Origin of the sequence: Paenibacillus sp. UMB4589-SE434 (assembly GCF_030226685.1) — a bacterium.
Taxonomy (GTDB): Bacteria; Bacillota; Bacilli; order Paenibacillales; family Paenibacillaceae; genus Paenibacillus_B.
This window is the reverse complement of record NZ_JASOYK010000008.1, coordinates 35,919-62,287: the sequence shown is the minus strand read 5'-3', so window position 1 is coordinate 62,287 and position 26,369 is coordinate 35,919. Positions and strand designations below refer to the sequence as shown.

Annotated in this window: 23 protein-coding genes; 12 read left to right on the top strand and 11 right to left on the bottom strand. The window is 43.8% G+C overall.

Annotated features, from left to right (window positions below):
• Positions 1 to 59 precede the first annotated feature (59 nt).
• Positions 60 to 635 (top strand): double zinc ribbon domain-containing protein, encoded by a 576-nt coding sequence (locus QP775_RS21625; protein ID WP_285108934.1) that lies wholly within the window; start codon positions 60 to 62, stop codon positions 633 to 635.
• Positions 636 to 837: 202 nt separating this feature from the next.
• Here the strand turns inward: QP775_RS21625 and QP775_RS21620 are convergent, their stop codons facing one another.
• Positions 838 to 1,428 carry a TetR/AcrR family transcriptional regulator gene (locus QP775_RS21620; RefSeq protein ID WP_239329537.1) on the bottom strand — a complete coding sequence of 197 codons (591 nt, stop codon included), beginning with the start codon at positions 1,426 to 1,428 and terminating at the stop codon, positions 838 to 840.
• Between the two features lie 235 nt (positions 1,429 to 1,663).
• On the opposite strand from QP775_RS21620, the gene QP775_RS21615 reads away from it, so the two are divergent.
• The 3 genes from QP775_RS21615 to QP775_RS21605 all read left to right on the top strand — a co-directional run bounded on the left by QP775_RS21615 (position 1,664) and on the right by QP775_RS21605 (position 4,749).
• A complete protein-coding gene (locus QP775_RS21615; RefSeq protein ID WP_239329535.1) occupies positions 1,664 to 1,969 on the top strand; it encodes an MTH1187 family thiamine-binding protein in 306 nt (101 codons plus the stop codon).
• A 128-nt stretch (positions 1,970 to 2,097) separates the two neighbouring features.
• Positions 2,098 to 3,735, top strand: a complete 1,638-nt coding sequence (locus QP775_RS21610; protein WP_285108933.1) for a formate--tetrahydrofolate ligase — start codon at positions 2,098 to 2,100, stop codon at positions 3,733 to 3,735.
• 399 nt (positions 3,736 to 4,134) lie between these two features.
• Positions 4,135 to 4,749, top strand: a complete 615-nt coding sequence (locus QP775_RS21605) for an acetate uptake transporter (protein WP_028547189.1) — start codon at positions 4,135 to 4,137, stop codon at positions 4,747 to 4,749.
• Between the two features lie 183 nt (positions 4,750 to 4,932).
• Here QP775_RS21605 and QP775_RS21600 read toward each other — a convergent pair whose 3' ends face one another.
• The 6 genes from QP775_RS21600 to QP775_RS21575 form a co-directional block, all read right to left on the bottom strand.
• The gene (locus QP775_RS21600) at positions 4,933 to 5,598 is read right to left on the bottom strand and encodes an ABC transporter ATP-binding protein (protein ID WP_285108932.1); all 666 of its coding nucleotides are present in this window, start codon (positions 5,596 to 5,598) and stop codon (positions 4,933 to 4,935) included.
• 7 nt (positions 5,599 to 5,605) lie between these two features.
• The gene (locus QP775_RS21595) at positions 5,606 to 6,799 is read right to left on the bottom strand and encodes an ABC transporter permease family protein (RefSeq protein WP_285108931.1); all 1,194 of its coding nucleotides are present in this window, start codon (positions 6,797 to 6,799) and stop codon (positions 5,606 to 5,608) included.
• A gap of 83 nt (positions 6,800 to 6,882) precedes the next feature.
• A complete protein-coding gene (locus QP775_RS21590) occupies positions 6,883 to 7,722 on the bottom strand; it encodes an FtsX-like permease family protein (RefSeq protein ID WP_285108930.1) in 840 nt (279 codons plus the stop codon).
• Positions 7,723 to 7,926: 204 nt separating this feature from the next.
• Positions 7,927 to 8,358, bottom strand: coding sequence for a hypothetical protein (locus tag QP775_RS21585; protein ID WP_285108929.1), 432 nt, complete (start codon positions 8,356 to 8,358; stop codon positions 7,927 to 7,929).
• A 720-nt stretch (positions 8,359 to 9,078) separates the two neighbouring features.
• Positions 9,079 to 10,068, bottom strand: coding sequence for a glycoside hydrolase family 130 protein (locus QP775_RS21580; protein WP_239329532.1), 990 nt, complete (start codon positions 10,066 to 10,068; stop codon positions 9,079 to 9,081).
• Between the two features lie 344 nt (positions 10,069 to 10,412).
• Positions 10,413 to 11,474, bottom strand: a complete 1,062-nt coding sequence (locus QP775_RS21575) for a LacI family DNA-binding transcriptional regulator (protein WP_285108928.1) — start codon at positions 11,472 to 11,474, stop codon at positions 10,413 to 10,415.
• A gap of 333 nt (positions 11,475 to 11,807) precedes the next feature.
• On the opposite strand from QP775_RS21575, the gene QP775_RS21570 reads away from it, so the two are divergent.
• The 5 genes from QP775_RS21570 to QP775_RS21550 all read left to right on the top strand — a co-directional run bounded on the left by QP775_RS21570 (position 11,808) and on the right by QP775_RS21550 (position 17,004).
• Positions 11,808 to 12,512 (top strand): response regulator transcription factor, encoded by a 705-nt coding sequence (locus QP775_RS21570; RefSeq protein ID WP_285108927.1) that lies wholly within the window; start codon positions 11,808 to 11,810, stop codon positions 12,510 to 12,512.
• Positions 12,509 to 13,585 (top strand): sensor histidine kinase, encoded by a 1,077-nt coding sequence (locus tag QP775_RS21565; protein ID WP_285108926.1) that lies wholly within the window; start codon positions 12,509 to 12,511, stop codon positions 13,583 to 13,585. The genes QP775_RS21570 and QP775_RS21565 overlap by 4 nt, the downstream gene beginning before the upstream one ends.
• An 81-nt stretch (positions 13,586 to 13,666) precedes the next feature.
• Positions 13,667 to 14,635, top strand: a complete 969-nt coding sequence (locus tag QP775_RS21560) for a D-alanyl-D-alanine carboxypeptidase family protein (protein ID WP_285108925.1) — start codon at positions 13,667 to 13,669, stop codon at positions 14,633 to 14,635.
• A 279-nt stretch (positions 14,636 to 14,914) separates the two neighbouring features.
• Entirely contained in the window at positions 14,915 to 15,478 is a 564-nt protein-coding gene (locus QP775_RS21555; RefSeq protein WP_239329527.1) for a hypothetical protein, read from the top strand.
• Between the two features lie 38 nt (positions 15,479 to 15,516).
• On the top strand, positions 15,517 to 17,004 hold the full coding sequence (locus tag QP775_RS21550) for a methyl-accepting chemotaxis protein (RefSeq protein ID WP_285108924.1): 1,488 nt from the start codon (positions 15,517 to 15,519) through the stop codon (positions 17,002 to 17,004).
• 127 nt (positions 17,005 to 17,131) lie between these two features.
• On the opposite strand, the gene QP775_RS21545 is transcribed toward QP775_RS21550, so the two are convergent.
• The 3 genes from QP775_RS21545 to QP775_RS21535 form a co-directional block, all read right to left on the bottom strand.
• On the bottom strand, positions 17,132 to 19,009 hold the full coding sequence (locus QP775_RS21545; RefSeq protein WP_285108923.1) for a bifunctional metallophosphatase/5'-nucleotidase: 1,878 nt from the start codon (positions 19,007 to 19,009) through the stop codon (positions 17,132 to 17,134).
• A gap of 156 nt (positions 19,010 to 19,165) precedes the next feature.
• The gene (locus QP775_RS21540) at positions 19,166 to 20,218 is read right to left on the bottom strand and encodes a ribonucleotide-diphosphate reductase subunit beta (RefSeq protein WP_285108922.1); all 1,053 of its coding nucleotides are present in this window, start codon (positions 20,216 to 20,218) and stop codon (positions 19,166 to 19,168) included.
• 126 nt (positions 20,219 to 20,344) lie between these two features.
• Positions 20,345 to 22,699: a ribonucleoside-diphosphate reductase subunit alpha gene (locus QP775_RS21535; RefSeq protein WP_285108921.1), complete on the bottom strand. Its 2,355-nt coding sequence runs from the start codon at positions 22,697 to 22,699 to the stop codon at positions 20,345 to 20,347.
• Between the two features lie 131 nt (positions 22,700 to 22,830).
• Here QP775_RS21535 and QP775_RS21530 point away from each other — a divergent pair, with 131 nt between their 5' ends.
• The 3 genes from QP775_RS21530 (at position 22,831) to QP775_RS21520 (ending at position 25,640) form a co-directional block, all read left to right on the top strand.
• Positions 22,831 to 22,992: a hypothetical protein gene (locus QP775_RS21530; RefSeq protein WP_285108920.1), complete on the top strand. Its 162-nt coding sequence runs from the start codon at positions 22,831 to 22,833 to the stop codon at positions 22,990 to 22,992.
• Positions 22,993 to 23,962: 970 nt separating this feature from the next.
• On the top strand, positions 23,963 to 24,292 hold the full coding sequence (locus tag QP775_RS21525) for a hypothetical protein (RefSeq protein WP_285108919.1): 330 nt from the start codon (positions 23,963 to 23,965) through the stop codon (positions 24,290 to 24,292).
• Between the two features lie 145 nt (positions 24,293 to 24,437).
• Positions 24,438 to 25,640, top strand: a complete 1,203-nt coding sequence (locus tag QP775_RS21520) for a hypothetical protein (protein ID WP_285108918.1) — start codon at positions 24,438 to 24,440, stop codon at positions 25,638 to 25,640.
• A gap of 227 nt (positions 25,641 to 25,867) precedes the next feature.
• Here QP775_RS21520 and QP775_RS21515 read toward each other — a convergent pair whose 3' ends face one another.
• Positions 25,868 to 26,365, bottom strand: coding sequence for a VanZ family protein (locus QP775_RS21515; RefSeq protein ID WP_285108917.1), 498 nt, complete (start codon positions 26,363 to 26,365; stop codon positions 25,868 to 25,870).
• Positions 26,366 to 26,369: the final 4 nt, after the last annotated feature.

Here is a 26,369-nt window from a genome sequence, read left to right as displayed (position 1 = left end):
AGATTGGAAGTCGTATATAATGAGTGAAGGACAAAACTGTATGTAAGCGAGGGAATATGATGAGCTTTTTTGACAAAATGAAATCGGGCCTTTCCTCTGGTCTTTCTCAAGTGAAGGATAAGGCACAGCAAACGGTTGAAGTTACACGGCTATACTCGACAATCTCCACTAAACGTAAGGATATTCAACAACGCTACGGGGAATTGGGAGAGCTGGTATATCGCGCCTCAGGGGCAGGAAAAGGGCCTCGAGCATTCGAGAGTGAAGCAGAGGCACAGATGGCACGTATATGTGAGGAAATTGCCAAATTAGAAATAGAAGTGGAACAGTTGGAAGAAGATATGCATCGGGTTAAGGGAGAGAAGGTGTGTTCATGTGGAACTGCAGCTCCCTTGCAGTCCAAGTTCTGCAGCCGCTGTGGTAAATCGTTTCCAACTCCTGTCTTAAGTGACCCAATTGACGTCGAGCCAGTTGATCCTGCCCGCTCATCAGCGCAGCAGTATTTGAAGCCTTATGAAGAGGTCCGAGATCAGGTCGGCATGGAGAAAGAATCTATTACGTCGTGCGCCCAATGCGGACAATCACTTACGGTGAATGATCGCTTCTGCATTACGTGTGGCAAGCCGCAAGGGTAAGCTTTATAGATATCGCTATCTGACTAACTGGATCATATTAACGGCGTAATTTAGAATGGAACGGCAAATAGACCACACATCTACTATCAAAGTGAATGCGTGGTCTATTTGGTATGTATATGGATTGGAATCAGCTCATTCTGCCTGTATGTTAGAAGTGTGGTCAATAGACAACCGTTCGATCTTATATCGTAAGTCCGTGTCAGTGAGTGCGAAGAAGCCATTCTAAGGATACGAACACTTTCTGTAAATAAGCATCTTCACGATGAACACGTGATAAGAACATGCCTCCCTCACATAAGGAGAGGATAAGGCTTGCTGTCTCAGCCACAGGAAGCTGTGCATGTAATTGGCCTGTACGTACGCCTTCTTGCAGGAGGTTCTCGCAAGCGGTTTGGAGCGATTGAAAAAACAAGCGCATACGTTCCTGAACCGCAGGAGTTTCATTAGATGTCTGCGCAAACAACGTCAGGAACGGACAGCCGGCTTGGCAATCCTGCTGATAAGCATCATAAGTCAACATACGAAGTACAAATTCGATACGCGCGCGCACATCGACGTGGTACAAGGAAAGGATCGATTGAACACGGCCTGAATAATGCTCGATTACTTTTTCAATAATGTGAAGAAGAATGTCCTCCTTGCTTTTGAAGTGATAATAAATATTAGTCTTTGATACTTTACTTGTCGCTACAATATCATCCATGCTCGTTAACTGGTATCCTTTGGTCAGAAACAGGTGGGATGCGACCTCAAGGACAACATCTCGATTTGAACGTTTACGTATTCTCATATTGGTAATTTACGCAACATGTCAGGTTCTGTCAATGTATATTTTCATGCTCATGTGTGTGGATGCACCAAAAAATTGTACGTTGTGAATATAGTAAATAAATGTGTAATGGACATGAAAATAGTATGAAATGATTACGTGTCAATATAAGAAAGGCTTGCTGAAAAATCAGTTCAGTCACAGATGGCTACCCCTCATTGATAATGGTATGCTAGGGACAGGAGGTGGGATTATTATGGCAATTGCAGAAGTAACGATTATTCCCATTGGAACGGCAACAACAAGTCTTAGCGGATACGTTGCAGGCATGCAGCAGGTCTTGGCTCAAGAAGAAGGAATTACTTATGAACTAACATCCATGAGTACTATTATTGAAGGACCGACAGACCGGTTGTTTGAAGTGATACGCACGCTGCATGAATCGTTGTTCGAGACCGGAGCAGGTCGTGTATCAACGAGTATTAAAATAGATGACAGGCGAGATCAGCCTTCTTCTTCCGTGCAGAAGCTGCGTTCTGTTCGAGAGAAGCTGCAAAGCTAGAAAGCGAACAATTTTGTGAATTAATCATTTAATGATAAGTTTCTTGGTGCGGATACAGCTTATTTTACGTTAAAATAAGTTCTGATGTATAAGAAAAGCAAATATATGAACAGCAGGTGAGTCTATTCATGGAAGCGATTGTTAACATTGCAGCTCAACTGGGTATTCAACCAGATCATCTGGAACCTTACGGCAAGTATACCGCTAAGTTAAGTGAAGAACTATGGGACACCGTGGCAGGGCGGGATAATGGTAAGTTGATCTTAGTCACAGCAATGAACCCTACGCCTGCAGGTGAGGGCAAGACATTGACGACGATCGGACTCACGCAGGGTCTGAATCGAATAGGGCGGAAGGCGATAGCTGCCCTGCGTGAACCGTCGCTTGGCCCATGTATGGGCATGAAGGGTGGCGCGACAGGCAGCGGTGCGGCTCAGATCGTGCCGGCGGAAGATATTAATTTGCATTTTACTGGAGATATCCATGCGGTTACGTCGGCTCATAATCTCGTGGCTGCAATGTTGGACAACCACGTATTCCAAGGCAATGAGCTGCAGATCGACACGAATCGTATTTTATGGAAACGAGCGGTTGACATGAATGATCGCGCGCTTCGTCGAACGGTCATTGGCCTTGGAGACGGTAACGGGACTGTACGTGAAGACGGATATATGATTACGACAGCTTCAGAAGTGATGGCTGTGTTGGGGCTTGCCGAAAATAGAGCGGATCTTAAGCTGCGTTTGGGCCGTATGATTGTAGCTTATAGTACAGCAGACTGCATGATCACGGTAGATGATTTGCAGGCGACGGATGCGATGTGCGTTCTGCTTCGTCATGCCATCAAGCCTAATATGGTGCAGACTATTGAAGGCAATCCTGTGCTGGTTCATGGGGGGCCGTTTGCAAATATCGCTCATGGGTGTTCTAGTGTGAGAGCAACACGCTATGGCCTGAAGCTGGCTGATTACGTCGTAACCGAAGCTGGCTTCGGTGCGGATCTTGGCGCGGAGAAATTTATGAACATCAAATGCAGACAAACTGGATTGTTCCCCTCCGTTGTTGTTATCGTAGCTACCGTTAAAGCGTTAAAATATAACGGCGGGGTTGCCAAAGACAAGCTGACGGAGGAGAATCGCACTGCGCTGCGTGCAGGATTCGGCAATCTCCGTCGACATATTGAGAATGTGCAGAAATTTGGCGTGCAAGCTGTCGTGGCTATTAATCGCTTTGCTTCCGATACGGAACATGAACTGGAGGACGTGTTGGAGTACTGTCGCGTAATCGGATGTGATGCTGCCTTATCTGAAGCGTGGGCTCAAGGCGGAGCAGGGACGGAAGCGCTGGCGAAGCAGGTGGCGGCAGCCGCGGATATATCGGATGCGGCAGAGCAATTCCACTATCTGTATGCAGATGACGTTCCGTTGATCGATAAGATAAAGACGGTTGTGCAGGAGATTTATCGTGGAGGGGACGTTCGCTTTACACCGCGTGCTGCTCGCGCATTACAGCGTATAGAGGCTGAGGCAGGAAGTCGCGTGCCTGTATGTATGGCCAAGACACCATATTCATTCTCTGATCAGCCGAAGCTGCTTGGTGCTCCGGAAGGATTTACAATGGAAGTCCATGATGTCCGTTTATCTCGTGGAGCAGGCTTTGTCGTTGTAGAAACAGGAGCTATTATGACGATGCCAGGCTTGCCTAAGCAGCCTGCGGCATTGCGGATGCGATTGGAAGAAGACGGGACAGTTACCGGCTTGATGTAGAAGTGTGCGTTGGAACACGGGCAGATGATCGGATCGTACTATCGTACCAATCGAATAGAACATATAAGGAAAGGCTGTTGGGCAGCGTGAATTGCCCGCAGTCTTTTTTTGTACATTTTATAGCTAATTGGCAGGTGCAGCTGACGTATTTACATGATGGAAAATGCTTATTTACGGGAATAGGAGAGAGGCATTTGGATGGGGTTAACAAATATAAATTTACTGGGGGTTAAACACAAATACGATACGCGTATAAATAAGAAACAATTTCCACAAATTACAATTGAATTAAGCATATCAAACCTGTGCAGCACTGTGTTAGAATAAGGCCTGTTGTGCTATTTTTCAGAAAATAATAAAAATTTCAAACGTTATCTTTAAAGGAGAGCATTGTCACACATGAAAACGGAACAACAGCAAGTTAAAATTGCTACGGCCGACCCAAGTGCCATTGGTTTGTTCGGTCTTGCGATGGTTACGCTGGTCGCTTCGTCGCAGAAGCTGGGCTGGACAGAGGGTACTTCGTTTATTATCCCTTGGGCTATTTTTCTCGGCGCGTTTGCACAGTTGTTTGCCTGCATTCACGATGCCAAGAAAGGGAATACATTTGGGACGACAGCGTTTGGCGGCTATGCTTTTTTCTGGTTTGCAGTAGCCTCCTCCTGGTTGATCCAGCATGGTGTCTTTGGTGAATCACTGGCGGCAGGGGCGGATAAGCATCAATTGGGCATGGCGTTTTTAGGATATCTTATTTTTACGCTATTTATGACGATCGGTGCAATGGAGACACATAAGGTATTGTTCTCTATTTTTGTATTTATTGATTTCCTGTTCCTGGGTCTCACATTTGATGCATTTGGAATTGCGGCGCATACGATGCATACGGTTGCGGCTGTGGCTGAGTTGTGCATTGCAATCTTGAGCTTCTACGGTTCTGCGGCTGCGGTACTCAATACGCACTTCGGACGTGAATTTTTGCCGGTAGGGAAGCCATTTGGTATTTTTAAAAAGTAAGTTTGCATGGATAAAAATATTACTTTAAGGCACAAAGGCCGTTAATGTCCTAGTATGGACGTTAACGGCCTTTGTGTTTGAATTGACGTTCCCAGCATGTAATAAAGTGCATTTAAGTGTACATTGTGGATATCGAGTGAGCGTATATGCTTTGTTATGTAAATCTGGCTCAATTATCTGAAATTATTCTGCATATACCAATCCCTCTTTTAATAATAGGTATGTTTCGTCACAATGATTGGAAACGGAGTCATTGTGGGTTGCTATAATAGTTGTTGTCCCGTTTACTTTAAGGGAAGTAAAGTGATTTAAGATAAGTGTAGCTGTTTCATCATCCAATGATCCAGTAGGTTCATCGGCTATGATCAGAGGTGGATTTTTGACTAGTGCGCGAATAATTCCTGCACGCTGTAATTGGCCGCCGGACAAAGATTTCACATTTTGATGAAGCAGATGCTCAATCTCAAAAAGGTAACTTAAAGCTTCAATTTGTTTCATGTATAGTTGTTTTTGATCTTCCTCTTTTTCAAACCATAAGGGAACTGATATATTTTCCAAAACCGTTAATTCAGGAATCATAGGACTAAATTGTGAGATGTATCCGATCGTAGAACTGCGAAATTTAGTCAGGAAGTTATAGCTTCTATGCTCCATTTGTTTATTTTGATAAATATATTGTCCAGAAGTAGGACGTTCTAAGCCTGCTAATATATTCAGCATTGTGCTTTTTCCGACCCCACTTTTACCTTTAATAGCAATCACCTTTCCTGTATCACAACTAAAATCAATATGACTGAAGACGACATGATTGTTGTATTGCTTTGAAATATTTTTCAGGGCTAGCAACAAGATTAAATCATCCTTTCAGCTCGCGTACGATATCCAGCTTTGAGAAAATCTTTTTTACAAATAGATAAGTCATTATGGTCATAAATAACGACAAAAGAAGAACAAGCAATAAATAGGTTAAAAATATAGGAATTGAGAAACTTGTTAGGAGCATCGTAATAAGACATGGAATGATACTTCCGATGACATAAGTGATAAGTGACTGTAAGCTGATCATTAGACACACATGATTTAATGTTGCTCCACTTATCAACAACACTTTGTAAGTAGATACATTTTTTTTCGTTTTAATGAATAAGGTGAGCAAGAGAATGCTCATGGTAATAACAAACATGAGGGAAGACACAAGCAGAAGCGTGAATCGGTTTGCTTCCGTCATTTGTACTAGCGTATTTATACGCAGACCGTCTGCACCAATAATTGAAAATTGGTCAAAGCCTGTTTTTTGAGCGATGCTGCCTACGACCTTACGAATAGACAACGGATCTAATTCAGAAATAATCATGCCATTTGCACGGGTAAGTAATAACGCCTTAAAAAAGACAGGATATTTCGCAGCATTGTTATTTAAGCGTGATGGTGAATCCGAAAGTGACATTAACGGCAGGAGGACATAGCGGTCCAACAGGAGCTCAGGTCTGTTATTGGTTACAATTTTCTGTAAAGGTTGTACGATACCAACGACCGTTCCTTTGAATGTTTGAAAGTAATAGTCGATGTCAATCTGATCGCCAAGCTGGTAGATACCCGTATACTCTGCACCTAAAATAACAGGAATGTTGTCACCTGTTAGAATGTACTCGTCTGCATCAAATATCCGGCCTTGTTGCAGTTGGATGTTGTTTAAGTCAAACACATTGTGATTAACCTGGACCGACTTGATAGAGGTATAATCTTTTCCATCTCTGTTCCTGGTCTTTTCCCTGTTGCCTGATTCATAATAAGCCCCGAAAATAGCGCTGCCTTTAAAATTGGATATGCCAATTGGCTGCCAATTGGCAATATAATATTGAAAATCGGTTGATAACTGCATCAGATTAGAAAAATCATGTAATTTATCATAATTGTTAGGTTTGGAAAAAAAGTTAATTTCCACTTCGTTCACCAATTTATCCGATATTTTATATAGCTGCTTATTTTTAAAATGGCTCATCGTATCCACTTCAAGTTCTGCTTGCTGCATATTAATAGATAGTGCCATTAAAAATAGAAACATGATGATAGCGATGAAAAGATTAAGAAAATTGAGAAGTTTTCCTTGCTTAAAGAGTATGTGAATAATTCTCAATATTTTTGGCCGCCTTTCCGGATGGTGTAAGTAAGAACTGTTATGAAGCATTGGGCTGCTAAAAAAATCAGCATCCCTGTTATGGTAAGGAGTGCATATGCAATCCAATTATGGTCCCAAGTTGAATAGAGATAAGGCTGCGCAAGTAGGGCCAGCACAAACAGGAGCACAGAACTACCGATACAAGGTAGTACCTTATAGCGGAGCAATATACTATATATATGACGTATTGTATATCCAGTTATATATAGGATATGGATAACGTGTTTTTCCCTATTAATAGAGATTACACCAATCAAGACAAACATAATTAAGCCTAGGCTGAGGGATAGATACAGGCTGTTCATCAGCAAGCGGTTGGAATGAAAGTTGTATGTGCCGTAGTCCTCTGGATGAATGATATCGATTTCATTGGTATTAATTATACGGTTTAGTAGTTTCATTTTATGAGCAGAAGGCGTATTGAATATAAAATAGCTTCCCTGTTTCAAATCAACCTGAAATGAATTAGGCAGAAGCCATATTGCCGAATTTAACAGGTAAGAGTTAGTTGCAACAAAGGTTCCAGCCAATTGAAACTCCGTTGGAATAATGCGATAGTTTGCATCTTTTCCTGATATTGCAATATTTTTTTTGTTACCATTGAGGAGGTCTGGATTGTTTGATTTAATTGGCGGAAGGGTTATATCTCCATTTATCCGTACTACTCTAGTGGGAGCAGTTAAAGAATTAGACTGAAATAGAATGTATTGATCTTGTATTTGAAGAAACGGTTTGTTTAGCTTATTAAGCTTAAACGTAATAGCATTCTGATGCACATACCCGTTGTTAACCATGTTGATATAATCCAAACGAGCTTGGGAATAGTAGATCGACAGAAGGATTAAGCCAAAGAGTGAGAATAGAATATAAAACGTGACATTTTTCCTTACTAGTGAATGGATCATTGTAGTTATAAGAGTGAGATTATCCTGGAAGTGTGAGGTTGCTTTATGTACGTTTTGAATTCCAGGATAATCTCTTACTATCTCCTTCGTAATTTATTCATTTCCCCAATAAGTGCGTGCCTGTGCATATAGTGCATCTACATATCCTGTTTCTGCTTTAGTATAATCATAGTCCCAAACACGGCCAGTATCACCAATATATCCACTGAGTGGCCACACATTTTCAAATCTAGCCCGTGAGTAATGATAAACACCGCTCCACCAGGTTTCAGCAATTAAATTGGAATGCAGGTTACTACCTACTTCTTTATTTAATCTTGTTGCTTTATGATCTTTAGGCTCAGATGAGGCAAATATAGAAAAAGAGTCAGCATTGGCCACATTTGTATAATACCCTCGTTCTTCGCTCCAACCTCCAGATGCACTTCCTGTTTTAGAAAGCGACATCTCATCTCCTGATGCCGTAGCGGACGAAGCAGCTAATACAATTGCAGCAAATAAAATGGTAGTGACAAGCTTTTTCATGCTCTATCGCTCCTTGTTCCAAATATTGGTTGATCAACCGCCATGAATATAGCATATATGTAATATCATGTAAACCATTATTTTGGAATAAATAGGATTATGGCCATGTGGATTGAGCTTATATATTAAAGATCATAAGTCGTCGTGATTAAGTGGCTTATATTTTCTGCGCATTTTGTTCTTATGCAAATATACAATTTTGTACAGAGAAATGCGCACAGATCGCTCATTTAGAGACGGTCCAAAAACCGAGGGTATAGTATATTATTCTTATAGCAGTCAACATGTGAACTAAATATGATAAATTTTACTTTGCTGAAGTGGTGTATAACAATCTATATTAAATATTTCCTTTTTAGGAAATTAATTAAGATTGTTTGTCGAAGGGGCAATAAAATTGAATAGAACTGATCTTGCTTAACCTTAGCACTATTTTTGAAAAAGACAGGAATCAAGAGTTATTTGATTTTAAAGAGCAAACTTCATTTTATTATATACCTTTAGGTTATATAAATAAAATCCCCCTGCTCCGCGGGCAACGGAACAGAGGGTGTGGGGTTACAAAGAAAGCATGTATCATGGGTACGAACCATGCAACTTTGTTACTGATAACATTATTATAACCCGTATCGTCACAAATCGCGAATGTTACTGTAACATTGTGTTGAAATGTGTCATGATACGATCCATTACATGGAATGAACAGCGTAATTTCGCTGCTTATTCGACGCGAGAGTTGTTTTTCACGAACTCAATAATTTCGTCAACATAACCATATGCGATTGCTGTTACTGTATCAGCAGCGCCATAGTAAATCGCGATGCGTCCTGTTTCTGCGTCTACCAATGATGCACATGGGAATGCAACGTTAGGTACGTCTCCGACACACTCATACAGAGTGGAAGGTTGGAGCAGGTAAGGCTCACTGCGATATTTTACTTTCCATGGTTGATCCAGATCAAGCAAAGCAGCGCCGAATGCGTACACGAATCCATTACAGGAGTTCAATACGCCATGGTAAATCATCAACCAGCCCTCGCTAGTCTCGATCGGGATCGGACCTGCGCCGACTTTCTTGCTCTGCCAACCGCCAAGCGTTCCCATTACATGACGATGACGTCCCCAGAATTCCAAGTCAGGGCTCTCGCTGTAGAAGATGTCGCCGAACGGAGTATGCCCCGTATCGGACGGACGGCTTACCATAGCGTAGTTGCCGTTGATTTTGCGTGGGAACATAACGCCATTACGGTTGTAAGGCAGGAATGCATTCTCCAATTGATGGAATGTCTTGAAGTCATAAGTGTATGCTATGCCGATTGTCGGTCCGTGGTAAATGTTACACCAAGTCACGATAAAGCGGTCTTCAATCCAGCATACGCGTGGATCGTAACCTTCAATAAAGTTGCCGATCTCTGGATCGTCGCATTCAAACTTAAGCGGCTCGTGGTTGATATCCCAGTTCAAGCCGTCTTTACTGAAGCCGACGTGCAGACGCATATAGCGGTTGCGGTCATCGCAGCGGAATACACCAGCGAATCCATCTTCGAAAGGTACAACTGCACTGTTGAATATGCTGTTGGAATTCGGCAGTAAGTCACGCGGAATAACCGGATTCTGGCTGTAACGCCACAATACGTCGCGATGACCTTCAGGGCGTTCTTCCCAAGGCATGTTAGGGATGTTAGGACCGATAATATTTACTTTACTCATGATCTAACCTCGCTTTGCTTCTAGAAGTATAAAATCCATAGGTGCAGCATACAGGCAATATTGCTCACCATGTAATATGCATACTTTACATATGACAACCGACCTGAGAGAGAGAACCAATGGCAGCTTGAGTAGAGAGAACTAGAGAGAGCACCTTATTATATAAAAGTATGAGTAATCTCAAGTCCATTTATGTGCCGAGTTATTCATCATGTAAAGCGTACATGGCCCACCGGCATGTTAGCGTTTTCTTTACAATATAAATGTAAAATAAAATGCACACTATGTCAATACATAAGTGTGCATTTTATAAATAAATATTGATTTAATATTACATTTCGGTGCTACTTTGTATATTTGGGATCTTTTAAATGCACACTTAATCGGATTAACTCCTTAGGACGTTCCGGGTGAGCGATCCTCCAGATCAACTGCTCGCCTGCGCGCAAACCGAGCTCTTCCTTCGGAACATCTACTGTAGGAATACTCGAATGTAAATAAGCAAGCTCACCGATATTGTCAAAGCCTGTGAGAATAATATCTTCGGGTACGCGTTTTCCTTCCTCACGCATAATGTTCATAAGTTCAACGGCAATGGCGTCATTGGCGCATACAAAGGCTTGCGGGTATTGCTTCATCGCAGCCAGCGCTTCTCGCAGTTCCGCTTCATAATAGTAATGGCGTGGCAGCGTATTTACGATATTACGTCCCGGGTCCAGCTCAACGCCGAATTCACGGAGAGCCATCTGGAATCCGCTCCAACGTTCCCAGTAACTTAAGCAGGAACCGATATCCCCAACGAAACCGATGTCGGTGCAGCCTTGTTCAAGCAGGCTCTTGGTCAGCCTGTACACACTCTCTTGATTGTTTACAAGCAGTGTATCGGTTTTAAGCAGATTCATCGTAAAGTCTGCGTACGTATCGATAAATAGCGCCGGTATTCCGGTATGTTCAATACGCTCATAATAAGCTCGCAAGAAAGAGCCGATCGTTATAATGCCGGCAGGGGTCTGTTGTGAAAATAAGGGCGGGAGACGGAGCTCGTTTTCTTCCTCCATGTCAACGATGGACATCGCTACGGTGTAGCCTGCTTCTTTAAGTGATGTGTTGAGACCACGCAAAAAGGGTGACCAATAATGATTGCCTACATAATCGGAGTGTGTTAATAACGCAATAAGCCGATTTCCCATATTGGCGGCGTGCTCTGGCCGACTGTGCTTTAATTGGGTAATGGACTCTAACATGCCAGGAGGGAATTTCGTATAGCCCATGTCAATTGCATGCTGGATAATGCGCAGACGTGTATCTTCTTTTAAACCAGGTTCATTATTAAGCGCTTTCGAAACAGTATTGCGTGATAGCTGAAGCGCGTCTGCTATGTGCTGCTGCGTAATTTTCTTTGTCATACGGGATTCGCTCCAATTTATAAAGTTAGTCCGGACTCGGTTCCGCTAGGTTATATGTCAAGTATAAAGTAGCTTTACAATTTTGACAAATGTAAAGTTAGATGACAGCTATTGAAGAAGTACAGATATGTGGCCGAATTTCTCGGCCGAATGAGAATAATAAACTGTGCTACACTAAACACATTCATACATATAATCATCATGTTTTCTTCATACTTTCCCAATGAAATGATAACTCTCGCTCTTTACAATAAGTTGTAGGAGCGTGAAATTTATGATTACTGTGAAATATACAATGTTAAGTATACGGTCAAGACGAGGGAGTGTACACGAATGACGGCAATTCTGGTTGTAGATGATGATCGAGAGATCGCGAATTTAATCCGTATATATATAATCAATGAGGGTTATGAATGTGTGCTTGCCCATGACGGGCTTGAAGCGCTGCAACGGATAGAGGAGAAGCCTATTGATCTTGTTATTTTGGATGTCATGATGCCTAAGCTGGATGGATTAGGCGTAACAAGAGTGATACGTGAGCGTCACGCAACTCCGATTCTTATGCTCAGCGCCAAAACGGAGGATATGGACAAGATTATGGGCCTTATGACAGGAGCGGACGATTATATGGCGAAGCCATTTAATCCTTTGGAGCTTATGGCGCGTGTAAAGTCGCTGCTGCGGCGTACCTATCAGCTTAATCCGCGGCTTGCTGAAGGGGATGTCGGAAACATAAATAAGGTCATCAGTCTTGGGAAGTTGGAAGTAAACAGGGATTTGCATACAGTAAAAGTAGACCATCAAGCAATCCACTTAACCTCCATTGAATTTGAAATCTTATATACGATGGTACGATATCCAGGTAGGGTGTTTCGGGCAGAAGATTTGTATGAGCTTGTATGGAAGGAAACTTTTCAAGGCGCGCATAATACGATAGCGGCGCATATAAGCAAGCTCCGGGACAAGCTGCACAAACAAGGGTACATGTTTATCCATACGGTGTGGGGTGTTGGTTACAAAGTGGAGGCAGTAGAATGAAACTGAATTGGAAGCTGTTACTGTCATTACCGTTATGTATTACATTAGCGGGTGCGACCACTGGATTGAGTTTTTTGGCTATATCGGCTGTGTACAAGAGTTTCTACTTTCCGACCTTTACCGTCTTCATTCGATATTTGGACGACGTAATTGGAGTTATGTTGTTATCGGTTATGTATACATTATTATGGTTTGCGGTGTATTTTATTCTGTTTACGAGTTTGTTAATTCGCCGTATTCTTCGTGTGACAAAAGCGGTGCAGCATATTGCGGAAGGGGATCTGACGCAAAGGATTAAAATATCCGCCAAAGACGAGATTGGTCAGCTCGAACACAATATTAATATCATGGCGGAACAGCTTAGCAAATCGATAGAAGAGGAGCGCCGGGCGGAACAGACCAAGACAGAGCTTGTCACGAATGTATCTCATGATCTAAGAACGCCGTTAACGTCAATTATCGGTTACTTGGGGCTGGTTGAACAAGACAAGTACCGGGATGAGTTAGAGCTTCGCCACTATATTAGCATCGCTTACGAGAAGTCTAAACGACTACATCTCATGATTGAGGATTTATTCGAATATACGAGAATGAGCGGTGGCATGCCTTTGCATCTAGGACGTGTGAATTTGTCGGAGTTGGTGGGCCAATTGTACGTTCATTATCGCTATCCAATGGAACAAGTGGGGCTGCAGCTGCGGATGAACAATGCAGATCAGTCATTATTTATGATGGCAGACTCCTTAAAGCTTGTGCGTGTATTCGAAAATTTATTGTCCAATGCTATGAAGTACGGTACGGGTGGTGATGCGGTCGACTTAAACGTATCCGTTATCGCTGATGAAGCTCAGATTGAGATCGTTAACTATGGAACAGCGATTCCACAGCAGGATCTCCCGTACGTATTTGACCGGTTCTATCGAGTTGACAAGTCAAGGGGCGAAGAGCAAGAAGGTTCAGGGCTAGGCTTGGCTATCTCGCGTGCAATCGTGGAGCTGCATAACGGCAGCATCTGGGCGGAAAGTAATTCATTTCAAACCCGATTTGTGATAAGACTGCCGTTAACATCATAATTTCATCATAAATTCGCAAACATTCATTCACTTCTGTTGTCTAAACTAAGTCTTAATCAATAAACGAACAGGGTGGATGAGATGAAGAACAAAACAAAGCCGAGTTTCAAGTGGAAAAGGTTGATTGGAGCTCTATTCATATTAGGTGGATTGTTGTTTGTATTAGAAGAAATTGGGGTACCTTTGCGTGGCGTATATGCTAGAATTCAAGATCAAGTATTTGTCTCTAGCAACAATAAGGAGTTGGCATTTGGCTCATTAGAGGCTAGTGCCGCATTTGTCATGGATGCGGATAACGGTGATGTGCTGTTCTATAAGAACGAGAACAAGCCGCTGCCTCCTGCCAGCACCACGAAGATTATGACGGCATTATTGGCAGTTGAGCAGGCGGATCCCGTGGAAGGGGTTATTGTAGGCAGCGAAGTAAACTGGACAGCTCCAGATGAGAGCAAGGCTGGGCTTGCTCCAGGACAGTTGTTAACTTGGCGGGAGCTGATCTCAGCTATGATGCTGCCGTCTGGCAATGACGCAGCAAGAACGATTGCCGTGCAGATTGGCATGAAGCATGCTCCGGCCGGATCAACTCGCCAGCAAGCCTATGATTTATTTGTTAACCAGATGAACAAAAAAGCCGCCGAGCTGGGGATGACGAATACGCAATTTACCAACCCCCATGGCATGCCTAGTCAAGATCATTATTCGACAGCCAAGGATCTAGCCGTGCTGGCCCGCGCTGCAATGGGGAACGAGATCTTCCGTCAAATTGTAATGGAACCTGAGGCAAGCTTGAGCCTAACGTCAGACGACAATCAGGTAGAAAAGATGGTATATAACCGGAACCTACTGTTGCAATTGGATAGTGGTCATTTCTATGAAGGTGCGAACGGCATCAAGACGGGTTATACGGATCAAGCTGGTTATTGCCTTGTCTCATCAGCCAACCGGAATGGTCATAAAGTAATTGCGGTTGCACTGCATTCAACTAAAGATCAAATATGGAGTGACTCGCACACGTTGTTAAATTATGGATTTGCGCATGTGAGTTCTTGAACATAAAAGCCCCGGTTGTTCTGCTAACATAGTAGAAATGACCGGGGCTGATTTTTTGTTAAGGTGGTGCCAAAGAACGCCATTATATACGACTAATTGACAAGATAGGTGTCCATATAACCGCTACTTATGAGCTATTTAAATAGAAGTTGTTTTTAAACCTAGTACTATAGTAGGAATTTTATAGAAACGTCTTGGCAGGGCTAAAGGCTCTTATTAAAATAAGTACAAATGAACATGTACTTATAAATAGAAAATGAGAGTGGAGAGGTGCTTCCGATGTATATCTATGTCCGCAACTCTGTAGAAGCCTCTAAGTTTCAATCGATCTGGAGAACCGTATGGAAAGAGAAAGGGTTCGAATTGGAATCGGGGCGAGAAGTACTGCACCAGATGCTCATTACGAATGAACAAGGCCATTGTGTGGGAACTATCGAATATAAACCGTACCATATAACAAATAATCCAATTCACAGCGTCGCTGCGTTCCAAGACCAACCGGAGATGGCATTGCCAGATCGTGTCGTGGAAATCGATAAAGTAGCGCTTCTTAGAGAACATCGGGGACCGAATATAGCCCGCTTGATCTCTTCGATGCTGCATTATGCGGACAAGCATGACAAGGATTATTTTGTATGCCTGTTGGAGCCAGTATTTGCACGCGCGCTGAGGGTATCTTTTCAAGTCCCCATGCGGCAAGTATCTGGTCGTGTCGCCTATAAAGGAGATGATGTAATACCGACGATTATAGATGTAGGCAAGGTCAGAAGGAACAAGCACCGCTATTCTTGGATAATCCCCGACACAGCACCTTCTGCAAGCAATAAAACAGTTGTAGTCTAGTCTTACTATTTTATACTTTAGAAAGTAGGTCGTCTCTTTTGAACGAACTTTCCATATTGGATCTGAGAAATAGACTGCTCGTTAAAATTATTTGGGGGATGCTTGGGCTTGGCATCGCAGCGAATCTCGCGGCTAACGTTACAGGAAGCATGCTTTATATGTTAGCTGTTATTGGTACGGTAGCTTGCGGGACTGCTACATTTATGACGTACAAGCGCATAGCACCGGGTGCCATTATGTATCTAATTCCTGTTATTATGACAGGACTGACGGTGTTTCTAATTAAATCAGACCCTAACCCGATATTCAGTACGTATGTGCTGTTTTATGTAAATATGGGTGTAATGGCGCTGTACTCCAATTATCGCCCTGTTCTTACAGCTGGTGTGCTGAGTGCTGTTGCCACGATATATGTATTTTACGATCCAGTCATCCATGAGGTGCTGTATAAGAAGGAACCGCTGCTTTACCTGCTGCTGTATCTAGCCTTCGCTACGATTGCTTTATGTGCGGCTGCTATTTTCAGCGAACGCCTGCAGAAGCAAGTACTAGAGCATAGCACTGAAGCTTTGAAAGCTAAGCTGCGGGCAGAGGACATGTTGTCTGAGATTCATAGCTCGGTATCTATGCTCAACAACTTTAGTCAGGAGCAGAAAGAGCGAGTGGTGACGACTAGTAATATATCCCGAGAAGTGACAGTGACTTTTGCTGAAATCTCATCAACGATTGAACAGCAGACCGTCAATATCCATCATATAAATGACTCCGTGCAACTGGTGGAGCAGTCGCTTGGTCATGTAGTTAGTGGAACAGAGCAGTTAGACGGTGTATCGTCGGAGACGCTTAAGCTTGCAGGGCAAGGGAACACCGAGATCGGGACTTTGGTACAGGAAATGCGACGTGTGCAAGCAATGGTTCGTGAGACGGTTCAAATAATGAACGCTTTAAGTTCGCAGACAGAAAAAGTCGGCAGCATCGTAAGTACGATTAGTGAAATATCTGCACAGACTAACCTGCTGTCATTGAATGCGGCGATTGAAGCGGCTCGTGCGGGTGAGCACGGTAGAGGCTTTGCCGTCGTGTCTGGTGAAGTACGCAAGCTGGCGGATCATACTCAACAGGCGACAGAAGAGATTGCTGCCATATTGGAAGCGATACGTCAGCAGATCAATGCTGCCGCGGGCCATGTCAATCGTGGTGAAGGATCAGTTCTATCCAGCGCTCAGGCTACGCAAGCCGTAGAGAAGATTGTGAGGGACATATCAGGTAACACGGAACAGGTCAACAAGCAAGCGGAACTTATGCGTTCAGCGGTTGCTGAGTTGAAGGAGCAATATGGCTTGATGTCGGAAAGTATGGTGTCCATTGCAAGCAGTACGGAGCAGCATATGGGCTCTGTTGAAGAAGTGCTGGCAAGTATGGAGCATCAGGATAGTCAGATCAATGCATTAGTTCAAGGCTACGGTCGACTTGATGAGCGGGTTACAGCCTTGAAAAAGTTAGCAGAAGAGGATACGCGTTCTTAAATAGAGTCAAATAAAGAACCTTCAAGCTCATAAAAATAGGGCCTGAAGGTTCTTTGCATAATTGGATAGGCTAGGGAGCCAAAGAGGCTGCCTTATTATATATGGCGGCAGCCTCATTACTAATCATTTATTTTAGTTTGTTGATCCGTCCGTCGTCTGCAGGAGAAAGATCCCCTTTTTTGATAATATAATCTTCCACTACCTCGTATAATGTTACGCCTGTATTTAGCGCATCCTTCTTGAGCATGGAATATCCATCTCCACCTGCGATAATGAAATCATTTGTAGCAACACGATAGGTCTTGTTATCATCAAGTGCTTTGCCGCCTACTTTAACGTCGCTCACGCGGCTGCCCGCCTTCAATTTCATATCAAAAGTGAAGGTCATCCCCGCGATCTGAGGGAAACGTCCTGCGCCAGACTCGATCTCGCTGACACCACTTTCAAGAGCAGCTCGCAGTTCGCTGCCTTTCGCCTCTACCACAGCAAGTGTGTTCGGAAACGGCAGTACATCATACAAGTTGCGTTTCGTAATATCGCCGGCTTGGATAGTTGTACGGATGCCTCCGCCATTGGTAAGAGCAACATCTGCCTCGAAGCCTGGCATTGAACGGGTACGCTCCAGCATCGCGTCCGCAATTAGATTACCGAGATTCGTTCCTTCGGCACGAATCTTCGTGCGGTCGCCTTCCAGTTTCACAGCAGTCTTAGCGATCTTTTCACTTAACAGCGTATCCGTATGCTTTTGCAATTCGGCAACACGCGCTGCTGTTTCTTCATCCGGCTTAGTATCTTTGTTATATTCAATCAGTCCCCCGGAGAAATGCACAACTTCCCCATTATGGTAGTACATATCTACACGGCCAAGGGACTTGCTGTATTCCCAGTCTTGTACGATATAGACACCATTCACGACTTCTGGTGTGCTCAACTTGGTATGGGAGTGACCACCGATAATTAGGTCCACTCCTTTTACCTGCTTGGCAATCTCACGATCTTCAGTCAAACCAGAGTGGGAGACGATGATCACTTGATCTGCCATCTGCTGCAGTTTAGGAACCCATTCCTTGGCAACTGTCACCGGATTAAGGAACTTTAATCCCTTTACATTGTCAGGATGCGTCACGATTGGAGTCTCTTCGGTAATCAAGCCGAGGAATGCAAATTTCTTGCCTTCGATCTCTTTGATCACGTATGGCTTCAACAAAAGTTCCCCTTTAGCATCAAAGACGTTAGCGCCTAATACAGGGAATTGGAACATTTTAGATACTTTGACGAGCTGTTCATGACCGAAGTCAAATTCATGATTGCCTGCCACCATAAAATCATATCCAAGCGGGTTTACTAGCTTTGTAGCTGCTTCGCCTTTGGATAAGTTAACATATATAGTGCCTTGAATCATATCGCCTGCATCAACAAGCATTGTGTTCGGATTCTCGGCTTTAAGAGATTTCATAAGGGTAGCTAATTTGGCATAACCCATTTCTTTATTTTTCTCATCATCCATGATATGTCCATGTACATCATTGGTATGTCCAATCGTGAGGTGGAGAGTGATGGCTTCGCCAAGTGCGTCAATAAAAGCTTGTCTAGTGACCGTGCTGCCATCCAACTTCAGATCGATGCCGGCTTGCTTGGCAATTGCACTTAGCGTAGCAGCATCCGTAGTTTTATGTAGGCGTGTCCACTGTTCCGCGTTCACGATGCTGCCTTGCTTGGCCCATGTTAATGCGCGTGCTGCCCAGCTACCCTTGACGGATGCGTCCACTTCTTTAACTTTAGCTTCTTCCCCTTGTACGCGAGCCAGAACCACGACAGCTTCTACCAACGTGATTGGACGTTCTAATGCAAGCCCGTCATTGGCACCGTTGATGTAAGCTTTCTGCTGCATCCAGTCCGTATGTTGAATTGGCTGCAGTGGGGCAGCTGCCAGTGGTCCTGCGATAACGGAGGCCAGAATGGCGGTTAATGATAATGTGAGTCCTAGTTTGTTGATCCGAATCATATGACACCTCCAATAATTTTGCTCGTACAGATAGATGGTATCATAAGCTGCTTAGTGTATATATGCAGCAATTGTAAGCGCAACCTAAATATATTGTTAAGTTCATATTGTTCACGAGTTGTATATAAATTAATGCTGCCCAGTCCCTAGCAAAACTTACAATTCATCAAAGCCATTATCGTCGCCTACTTTTCCATAATTACGCGATTTAGCTTCGAAGAAATCGGTTTTGGTAGCGTTTAATGCATCGTCGGAGAACGGCTTGATCCAAGGCATACAGTTCACATCAACGCCATCGTATGCTTTATCCATGCCCATCATGGATAAGCGGCGATTCGCGATGTACTTGATATAATCGGACAATTCACGCAAATCAATGCCACCGATGTTACTTAGGGTGTAGTTAGCCCAGTTGGTTTCCAATTCGACAGCACGATTGATTGTCTGATAGACGTAATTCCTATTCTCTTTTGTGTTTAACTCTGGGAAGTCCACTAGAAGCTGCTTGAATACTTCGCCGAAGAAATAACAATGCTGATTCTCGTCGCGTTGAATATATGAGATCATCTGACTTGTCCCCATCATCTTCTGGTCGCGAGCCAGATTATAGAAAAAGGCAAATGTACTGTAGAAGAAAATTCCTTCCAAAATCAAATCTGCTACAAGTGCTTCAAAGAACGTCTGCGGTGTTGAGTTGTCGCGGAAGTTCTGATAAATATCAGCGATAAAACGATTACGTTCCAACAGCACTTTATCATGCTTCCAATACTCAAACACTTCTTTTTGCTCCGCGGAAGATATCAGAGATGAGAGCACGTATGAGTAAGATTGATTGTGGACGACTTCTTGCTGTGCAATTATAGCGGCTACAGCCTCGAGTGAGGAATCAGTAAAGTAACTTTTAACATCACCAACAAACATAGTCTGCATCGAATCAAGTACAGCCAAGAGCGAAATGTTGATCTTGAACGCTTGCTGCTCTTCCGGAGCAAGCAAAGGGAATTGCTGCGCGTCCTTTGACATCGGAATCTCGTCTGCAATCCAGTGATTTAAGAGCAGCACTTTATATAATTTATACATGTGGGGCATGCGAATATCATCCCAATTCACGATGCCGGAGCATTCTCCGTTAATAATACGTGTGGATTTGTTTGGTGCTTCTGTATTAAAGATTAGCTGGCGGCCTAATTGTTCATGAAGCAATGTCATAAGAGCACTTCCTTTCTAGTGTTGGCCGCGCCTCATGATGCGGAGTATAAACAATGCAGATTGGGCGACCATAAGCTGCTGTTCAGCTATGTCCTTGAGAAAAGCCGAACAGATAGATCAACAATATTAGGAGCTGCAGGCTTCACATTCTTCCACCGTGAGTGCTTGGCTACGAACGTAATAGGTTGATTTCAGTCCAGCCTTCCATGCGTGAATGTGCAGCGACAAGAAATGAACTGCTCGAATATCAGGGCGCACATACAGGTTAAAGCTTTGCCCTTGATCCAGGTGGCGTTGACGTGCTCCTGCCATCTTGATGGACCAATTCTGATCAATGTGAAAAGCCGTCTTATAGTACCAAATTGTCTTCTCGGACAAATCCGGAGCCGGATTGGCAATTTTATATGTGGTCTTCTCTTCATAGCTCAGAAGTTCGTACACAGGATCAACACTCGCCGTGGAACCTGCAATAATAGACGTCGAGCCGTTAGGGGCTACTGCCATCAGCCATGCGTTACGCATACCGTTCTCTTTTACAGCTGCAGCAAGCGTTCGCCATTGCTCAGTTGATACGAATGGTCCTGGACGGTTAGCTGTTGTGTAGTCGCGCTGTTCGAAGTAACGTCCAGACTCCCAATCCGATCCTTGGAAGAGTGGATATGCTCCTTTCTCTTGAGCCAACTGCATGCTGGATTGAATCGCAAGGTAATGTATCTTTTCATATAAATGATCATTATAAGTCACTGCCGCCTCGGATTCCCAAGCGATACCTTCCAGCGCCAAGAGATGGTGAAGGCCAAATGTGCCAAGCCCAATTGCCCGATAGCGATGATTCGTATATTGTGCTTGCAGTACTTCAATGTTATTAATATCAATGACATTATCCAGCATGCGAACTTGAATCGGTATAAGTCTCTCCAGTACATCCGCACGCACAGCACGAGCCAAATGGATCGAGTTCAAGTTGCAGACTACGAAATCGCCTGGAACCTTGCTGATCACAATCCGAGTCTGTCCATCGCGTACGACAAGCTCTTCTTTCTCCATGACAGTAGGCGATTGATTTTGCATAATCTCGGTACATAGATTAGAACTATATATTACGCCATGTGCTTGATTAGGGTTACCGCGGTTTGCAGAATCCTTATAGAACATGTAAGGCGTACCCGTCTCCAATTGAGATTTGAGGACACGCTTCATAATATCGATGGCTGGCAGCGTGATACGGGACAAGTGGGGGTTCGCCACCGCCTCGGCGTATCGCTCGCGGAAGGAGCCTTCGCCGCATTTCTCATCAAAGAAATCTTCCAGACCAGCTGGGCGGCCGTTATTGTCAATCCATCCCATCACTTTCTTCACTTCATGAGGGCAGAACAGATGCCAATCCTCACGCTGCTCAACAGCTTCCATAAATAAATCCGGAATGCTGATCCCGTGGAAAATGTCATGAGCGCGCATTCGTTCGTCTCCGTTATTTAACTTCAAGTCGAGAAATGAAAGGATGTCCTTGTGAAACACGTCTAAGTATACGGCAATTGCGCCTTTGCGCGTGCCGAGCTGGTCAACGCTGACCGCTGTATTGTTCAGTTGGCGAATCCACGGGATGACGCCAGAGCTAGTATTCTTATGCCCGCGTATATCGGAGCCGCGTGCCCGGATCTTGCCAAGATAGACACCGATTCCGCCGCCCATCTTGCTCAAGCGTGCGACCGCTGTATTAGAATCAAAAATGCCTTCCAAAGAATCATCAACGGTGTCAATAAAGCAGCTCGACAACTGGCCGGCTACTTTTTTGCCTGCGTTGGCCATTGTAGGCGTAGCGGCAGTCATATACAAGTTGCTCATGGCCCAGTAAGCTTCTTTCGCCAATTGAACGCGGCGTTCTTCTGGTTCCTTGTGCATCAGGTACATGGCGATCACCATATACCGCTCTTGCGGCAGCTCCATTGTGCGCCCTTCAAAGTCGACAGCCAGATAACGCTCACGTAGTGTCAATAAGCCAATGTAGTCAAACAGCTCGTCGCACTGAGGTTCGATTGCCGTACCTAATTCACGAATCTGTTCAGGTGTGTAACAGGCCAACAATTCCTCCCGGTACACCCCGATCGTAACCAATGATCGAACAAGCTTCAGAAAATCACCGTAGGGTTTATCTGGATAAGCTTTGTAACTGCGGTTAAGTGCTGCTTCTTTGTACAGCTTTGTTTGCAGGGAGCGGGCAGCGACAAACTTCCAGTCAGGCTCTTCGCGTGTGACAAGTTCTAGTGCGGTCATGATGCAGGCTTGTGTAACATCAGATGCCTGTACAGACGGTTGACGGAGCTTGGCCAGTACGCTGCGATGCCAGCGGGAACGGTCCAAATGCGGATAGTCTTCCATAATACGTTCGCCATACCGTTTCATGCGGTCCGTATCAAATGCAAGTGAACGATTGTTAGGTTTTAATACCGTATGCACGGTGTGGATAGGGGGCGTAAACATCTCAGTTCCTCCTCATATCGCGTCTTATTTGCTCTATTTGGGCATAACGGGTTGGCACGCAAATAGATTACCTCTATGTACAACTGCTCTGTACAGCGGAATCTTTAAGCATGCGTATGAACAACTCCCTTATGCTAAGACAAGTCGAATTGGTATTAAATACATATACTGGTCCAGCGACCTTGGTGGCCGTGGAAAAAGAGATTGCTCATCAGTTGGATTGTAAATCGCTAGAACATGCAACGTACGATAAGATAGAGGTGTATTCATTGCTCGCAGTGGGAGGCGATTAATGAAGGTATAGCTGCGGATTATTCTCAGGTTTGTTGACCGTGCCATACTGCTCTGAATGAAAGGATAGAAAGTCCAATTTGGATGTCAAACGCTGCACGAGAATATATGTGTATGTATAGATAAATTAAGGGTGTAACCCGCGAAAAAATTCAATATATTGTTGAGCTTCAGTAAATATACTACAACATATAGGGTGTGTAAATAGGCGTGAGGTGATGCATATCACATGTGGACAAGTGTGGATAAGATCAAAGACAGGCTGATAGAGAACGTTTTTTGTTGTTGATAATAGGACAAAACTGTGGGGAAAAATATTTTTTAAAATGAAAATAATGGAGAGGGGTGACGTAACAAGGAAGGCAGTAAATAGATGGTGCTCGAACTTATTTCAAAAGAGAACAGGTCTGCTTAAAGAGGAAGCATGTGAAGCAATGCATGACGTATACAATTGAGTTTCATCTGAGGTATACATGAGTTGGTCTAAGCAGGTAATCAACCGATTGCGCTAAATGAAGCAAATGGAATGATTGATCATATGTCCTTATTCTTTGAATAGTTTTCATGGCTATTTAACATAATATTTACATATATTTAATAATAAATAGGGAAATAATATTCGGAAATAAGTTATCCAATAGTTATGAACAAGTGTGGATAATTTAAGAATATAGTCGATTTACGAATTATACACAGTGTGGATAACTTCAAGCGTGAACTTTTCTTGAAACTAATAGATAATAGCGCATGTTTTTCATAAATAGTGGTGTTGTGAAAGGGAGTAGTTTGAGGCACTTGTTTATGCAAGCATCGGAACAGGGTAATTAGGGTCAGAGGTCATGTTTTATCCTAAATAAAATTATCATATAGTATATGGATTAAAATCAAGAAGTGGTGTTCTTGGATAACAAGATGACCTATGACTGCATGTATTGTGAAAACAAGAAACTGAGTCGAAGGGAGAGAAATAACATGAAGAATCAAAAGCGAGTAATGCCAGCAAGGCCCCCAATTCGAGCAAGAGGGGTGATGGTCATCGCAGCTGTACTTTCTATGGTGATGCTGTCTGGCTGTGTACCGGGAGATGGCAGCTACAGCGTTGCTGATCCAGCAGGGTTTTTTTGGGGAATATGGCATGGTTGGGTTGCGCCAATTAGTTTGATTATTGGGTTGTTTAAATCAGATATTCGTGTGTATGAAATATTTAATACGGGATGGGCTTATGATCTTGGTTTTTATATTGCGATTATTAGCGGCTTTGGCGGACTATCATTACGTCGTCGCAAAACACGGGATGAGTAGGAGATTACATATGATTTTTCGTAGGAAACTCTGCAACCTTTGACTCAACAAGGCGTCTAACTAGATAGATTCTAAAGGGAACAAGCAGGGAGTGAATGCTATAAATACTCATAATACTCAAGCTAGAGGTTTGTGTTGGGTGACGTTGGCAGCGTTATGTCTTATGCTGTTTGTCACGGCTGCCCCGGAAAAGGCACATGCTGATCAAGATCAACAACGTATTTTGCAGGCTGTATCGGATTCGACCGTGCGATCGAAGATTCAATATCAATCGGTAGGATATCGAAATGAAATAGATGGTACACTCCTTTACAACGTGAGTCTATATGATAGTGAAGCTGCGAGTAATTTGGTTATTGAACGTGCGCCAGACGGAACATTAATGCGCTGGGACGATAAAATCGGAGGGATTTATGACAGTGGGCAAGTAGCCCCAGGCATTATCCTTAATCCCAAAGCGAGGAATGGCATGAGTCCGTTTGTCCATTTATATTATGAGGTGAAGGATGGTACGATTCATAAGGGGCAAGCGTACGCAGACTCACCGAGTGGCAGATGGGCTCTAACTGACCATGACTTCTGGAGATCAACAGAAACCGCTGATGGCAGTGGCTATAGCCGTATAAAGAGCTATTGGTTAAAAGATAAGATTTCCGGTGAAGTGGCCGAATGGTACGCGGCTGCTTGGCACACGAAGGCTGTGTGGATGCCTGATGATCGATTGTTAGTAAATCGTTATAGCCAGAGCCGGAAGCAGAATGAGGTATCCATTTACAACCCTGCTACTAGTCAGTGGCACTATGTTTTGAATGGTACGTTAAGAGGCTACAGTGCTGCTGATGGTAAGATGCTGTATGTACAAAATGAACCTCAGCGAATGGAATGGGTGTACGACTTCCAGTCGCAGATGTCTCATCTTTTGACGGATGAGGCTGAACGGGCTTTGTTTACAGACCTAAAGTGGGAGCAGCTTGAGCAAGCTCCAGAGCTGGATAAGGATTTGGATATCGCTGCACTGCCCTTAAAAACAGTCGCCATTACCAAAGATATGGAGCATGTAGTACACATCGGAGGAAGTGATATTGAGGTTCCTTTTACTTTTAAACGGGGTGGAACGTTATGGATTCCAGTGAAGCCACTGGCCGATGCGATGGGTTGGAAAGTGGAGGCTGAGAATGTGCTGGCGTCACAATACCGTTATGGTATACGTACAGACACGCACCGAATCGAGTTAAGACCTGAGAATAGCCAAGTGTTAGACGAGCGGTTGTATATGACACGTGGACAATTGATGTCACTCGGCTATCCAGGTGTGACCGTATCGTCGAAGCAGCAGATGAAACGATAAAGTACTGGTAGTAACACAGCAAGATTATACAAAGATTGCGGGAATCTGGCTGCGCCCCGCTGTGGGCAGCCGAATTACTAATGGATAATGAAATGCTCCAATTCAAAGAACGGGAATGACGCGAGGATAATGTCAACGAATTTTGGGGCGATTTGTATAGGATGCGGAAATGTACAAATAACAAGAAGGAGTCGCAACGTGAAGTTGCGGCTCCTTCATTATGTTTCCTACTCGTTTTTTCTTCTTCGTTTTCTCGCCAATAAGAACCCTGCCATCACCAAGACAATCCCGATTGAGTCGACCAGCACATCTTGAAAATGCCCTGTCCGTCCGGGTACAAAGGACTGATGCCATTCATCAGAGCAGGCATACAAAAACGTAGCGATGCCACCAATCGCTACAGCGCTTATGGCTGAGAGCGAAGTCGCATACAGCGTCTTTAAGATCAGGAAGCAGAGCAGCGCAAATTCAGCGACGTGAGCTCCCTTCCTTATAAAATACTCTACGAAATCGTAAGGCTGCTTCCAAGTTACGTGCTGGCCATCATAGTCAAACTCAATATGAGGAATATACTTCTGGAGTGTCTCCTCCGTTATAAAAGCTGCAAATGAGGGACGCAAATCCTGATCTGCATAAGTCTGTGAGGATTTGTAGAACACAAAGCCCATCCACACAACGGCTAATATCAGCCAGATAAGAAAGCAGCGTTTATGCAAAACGTTCATATGA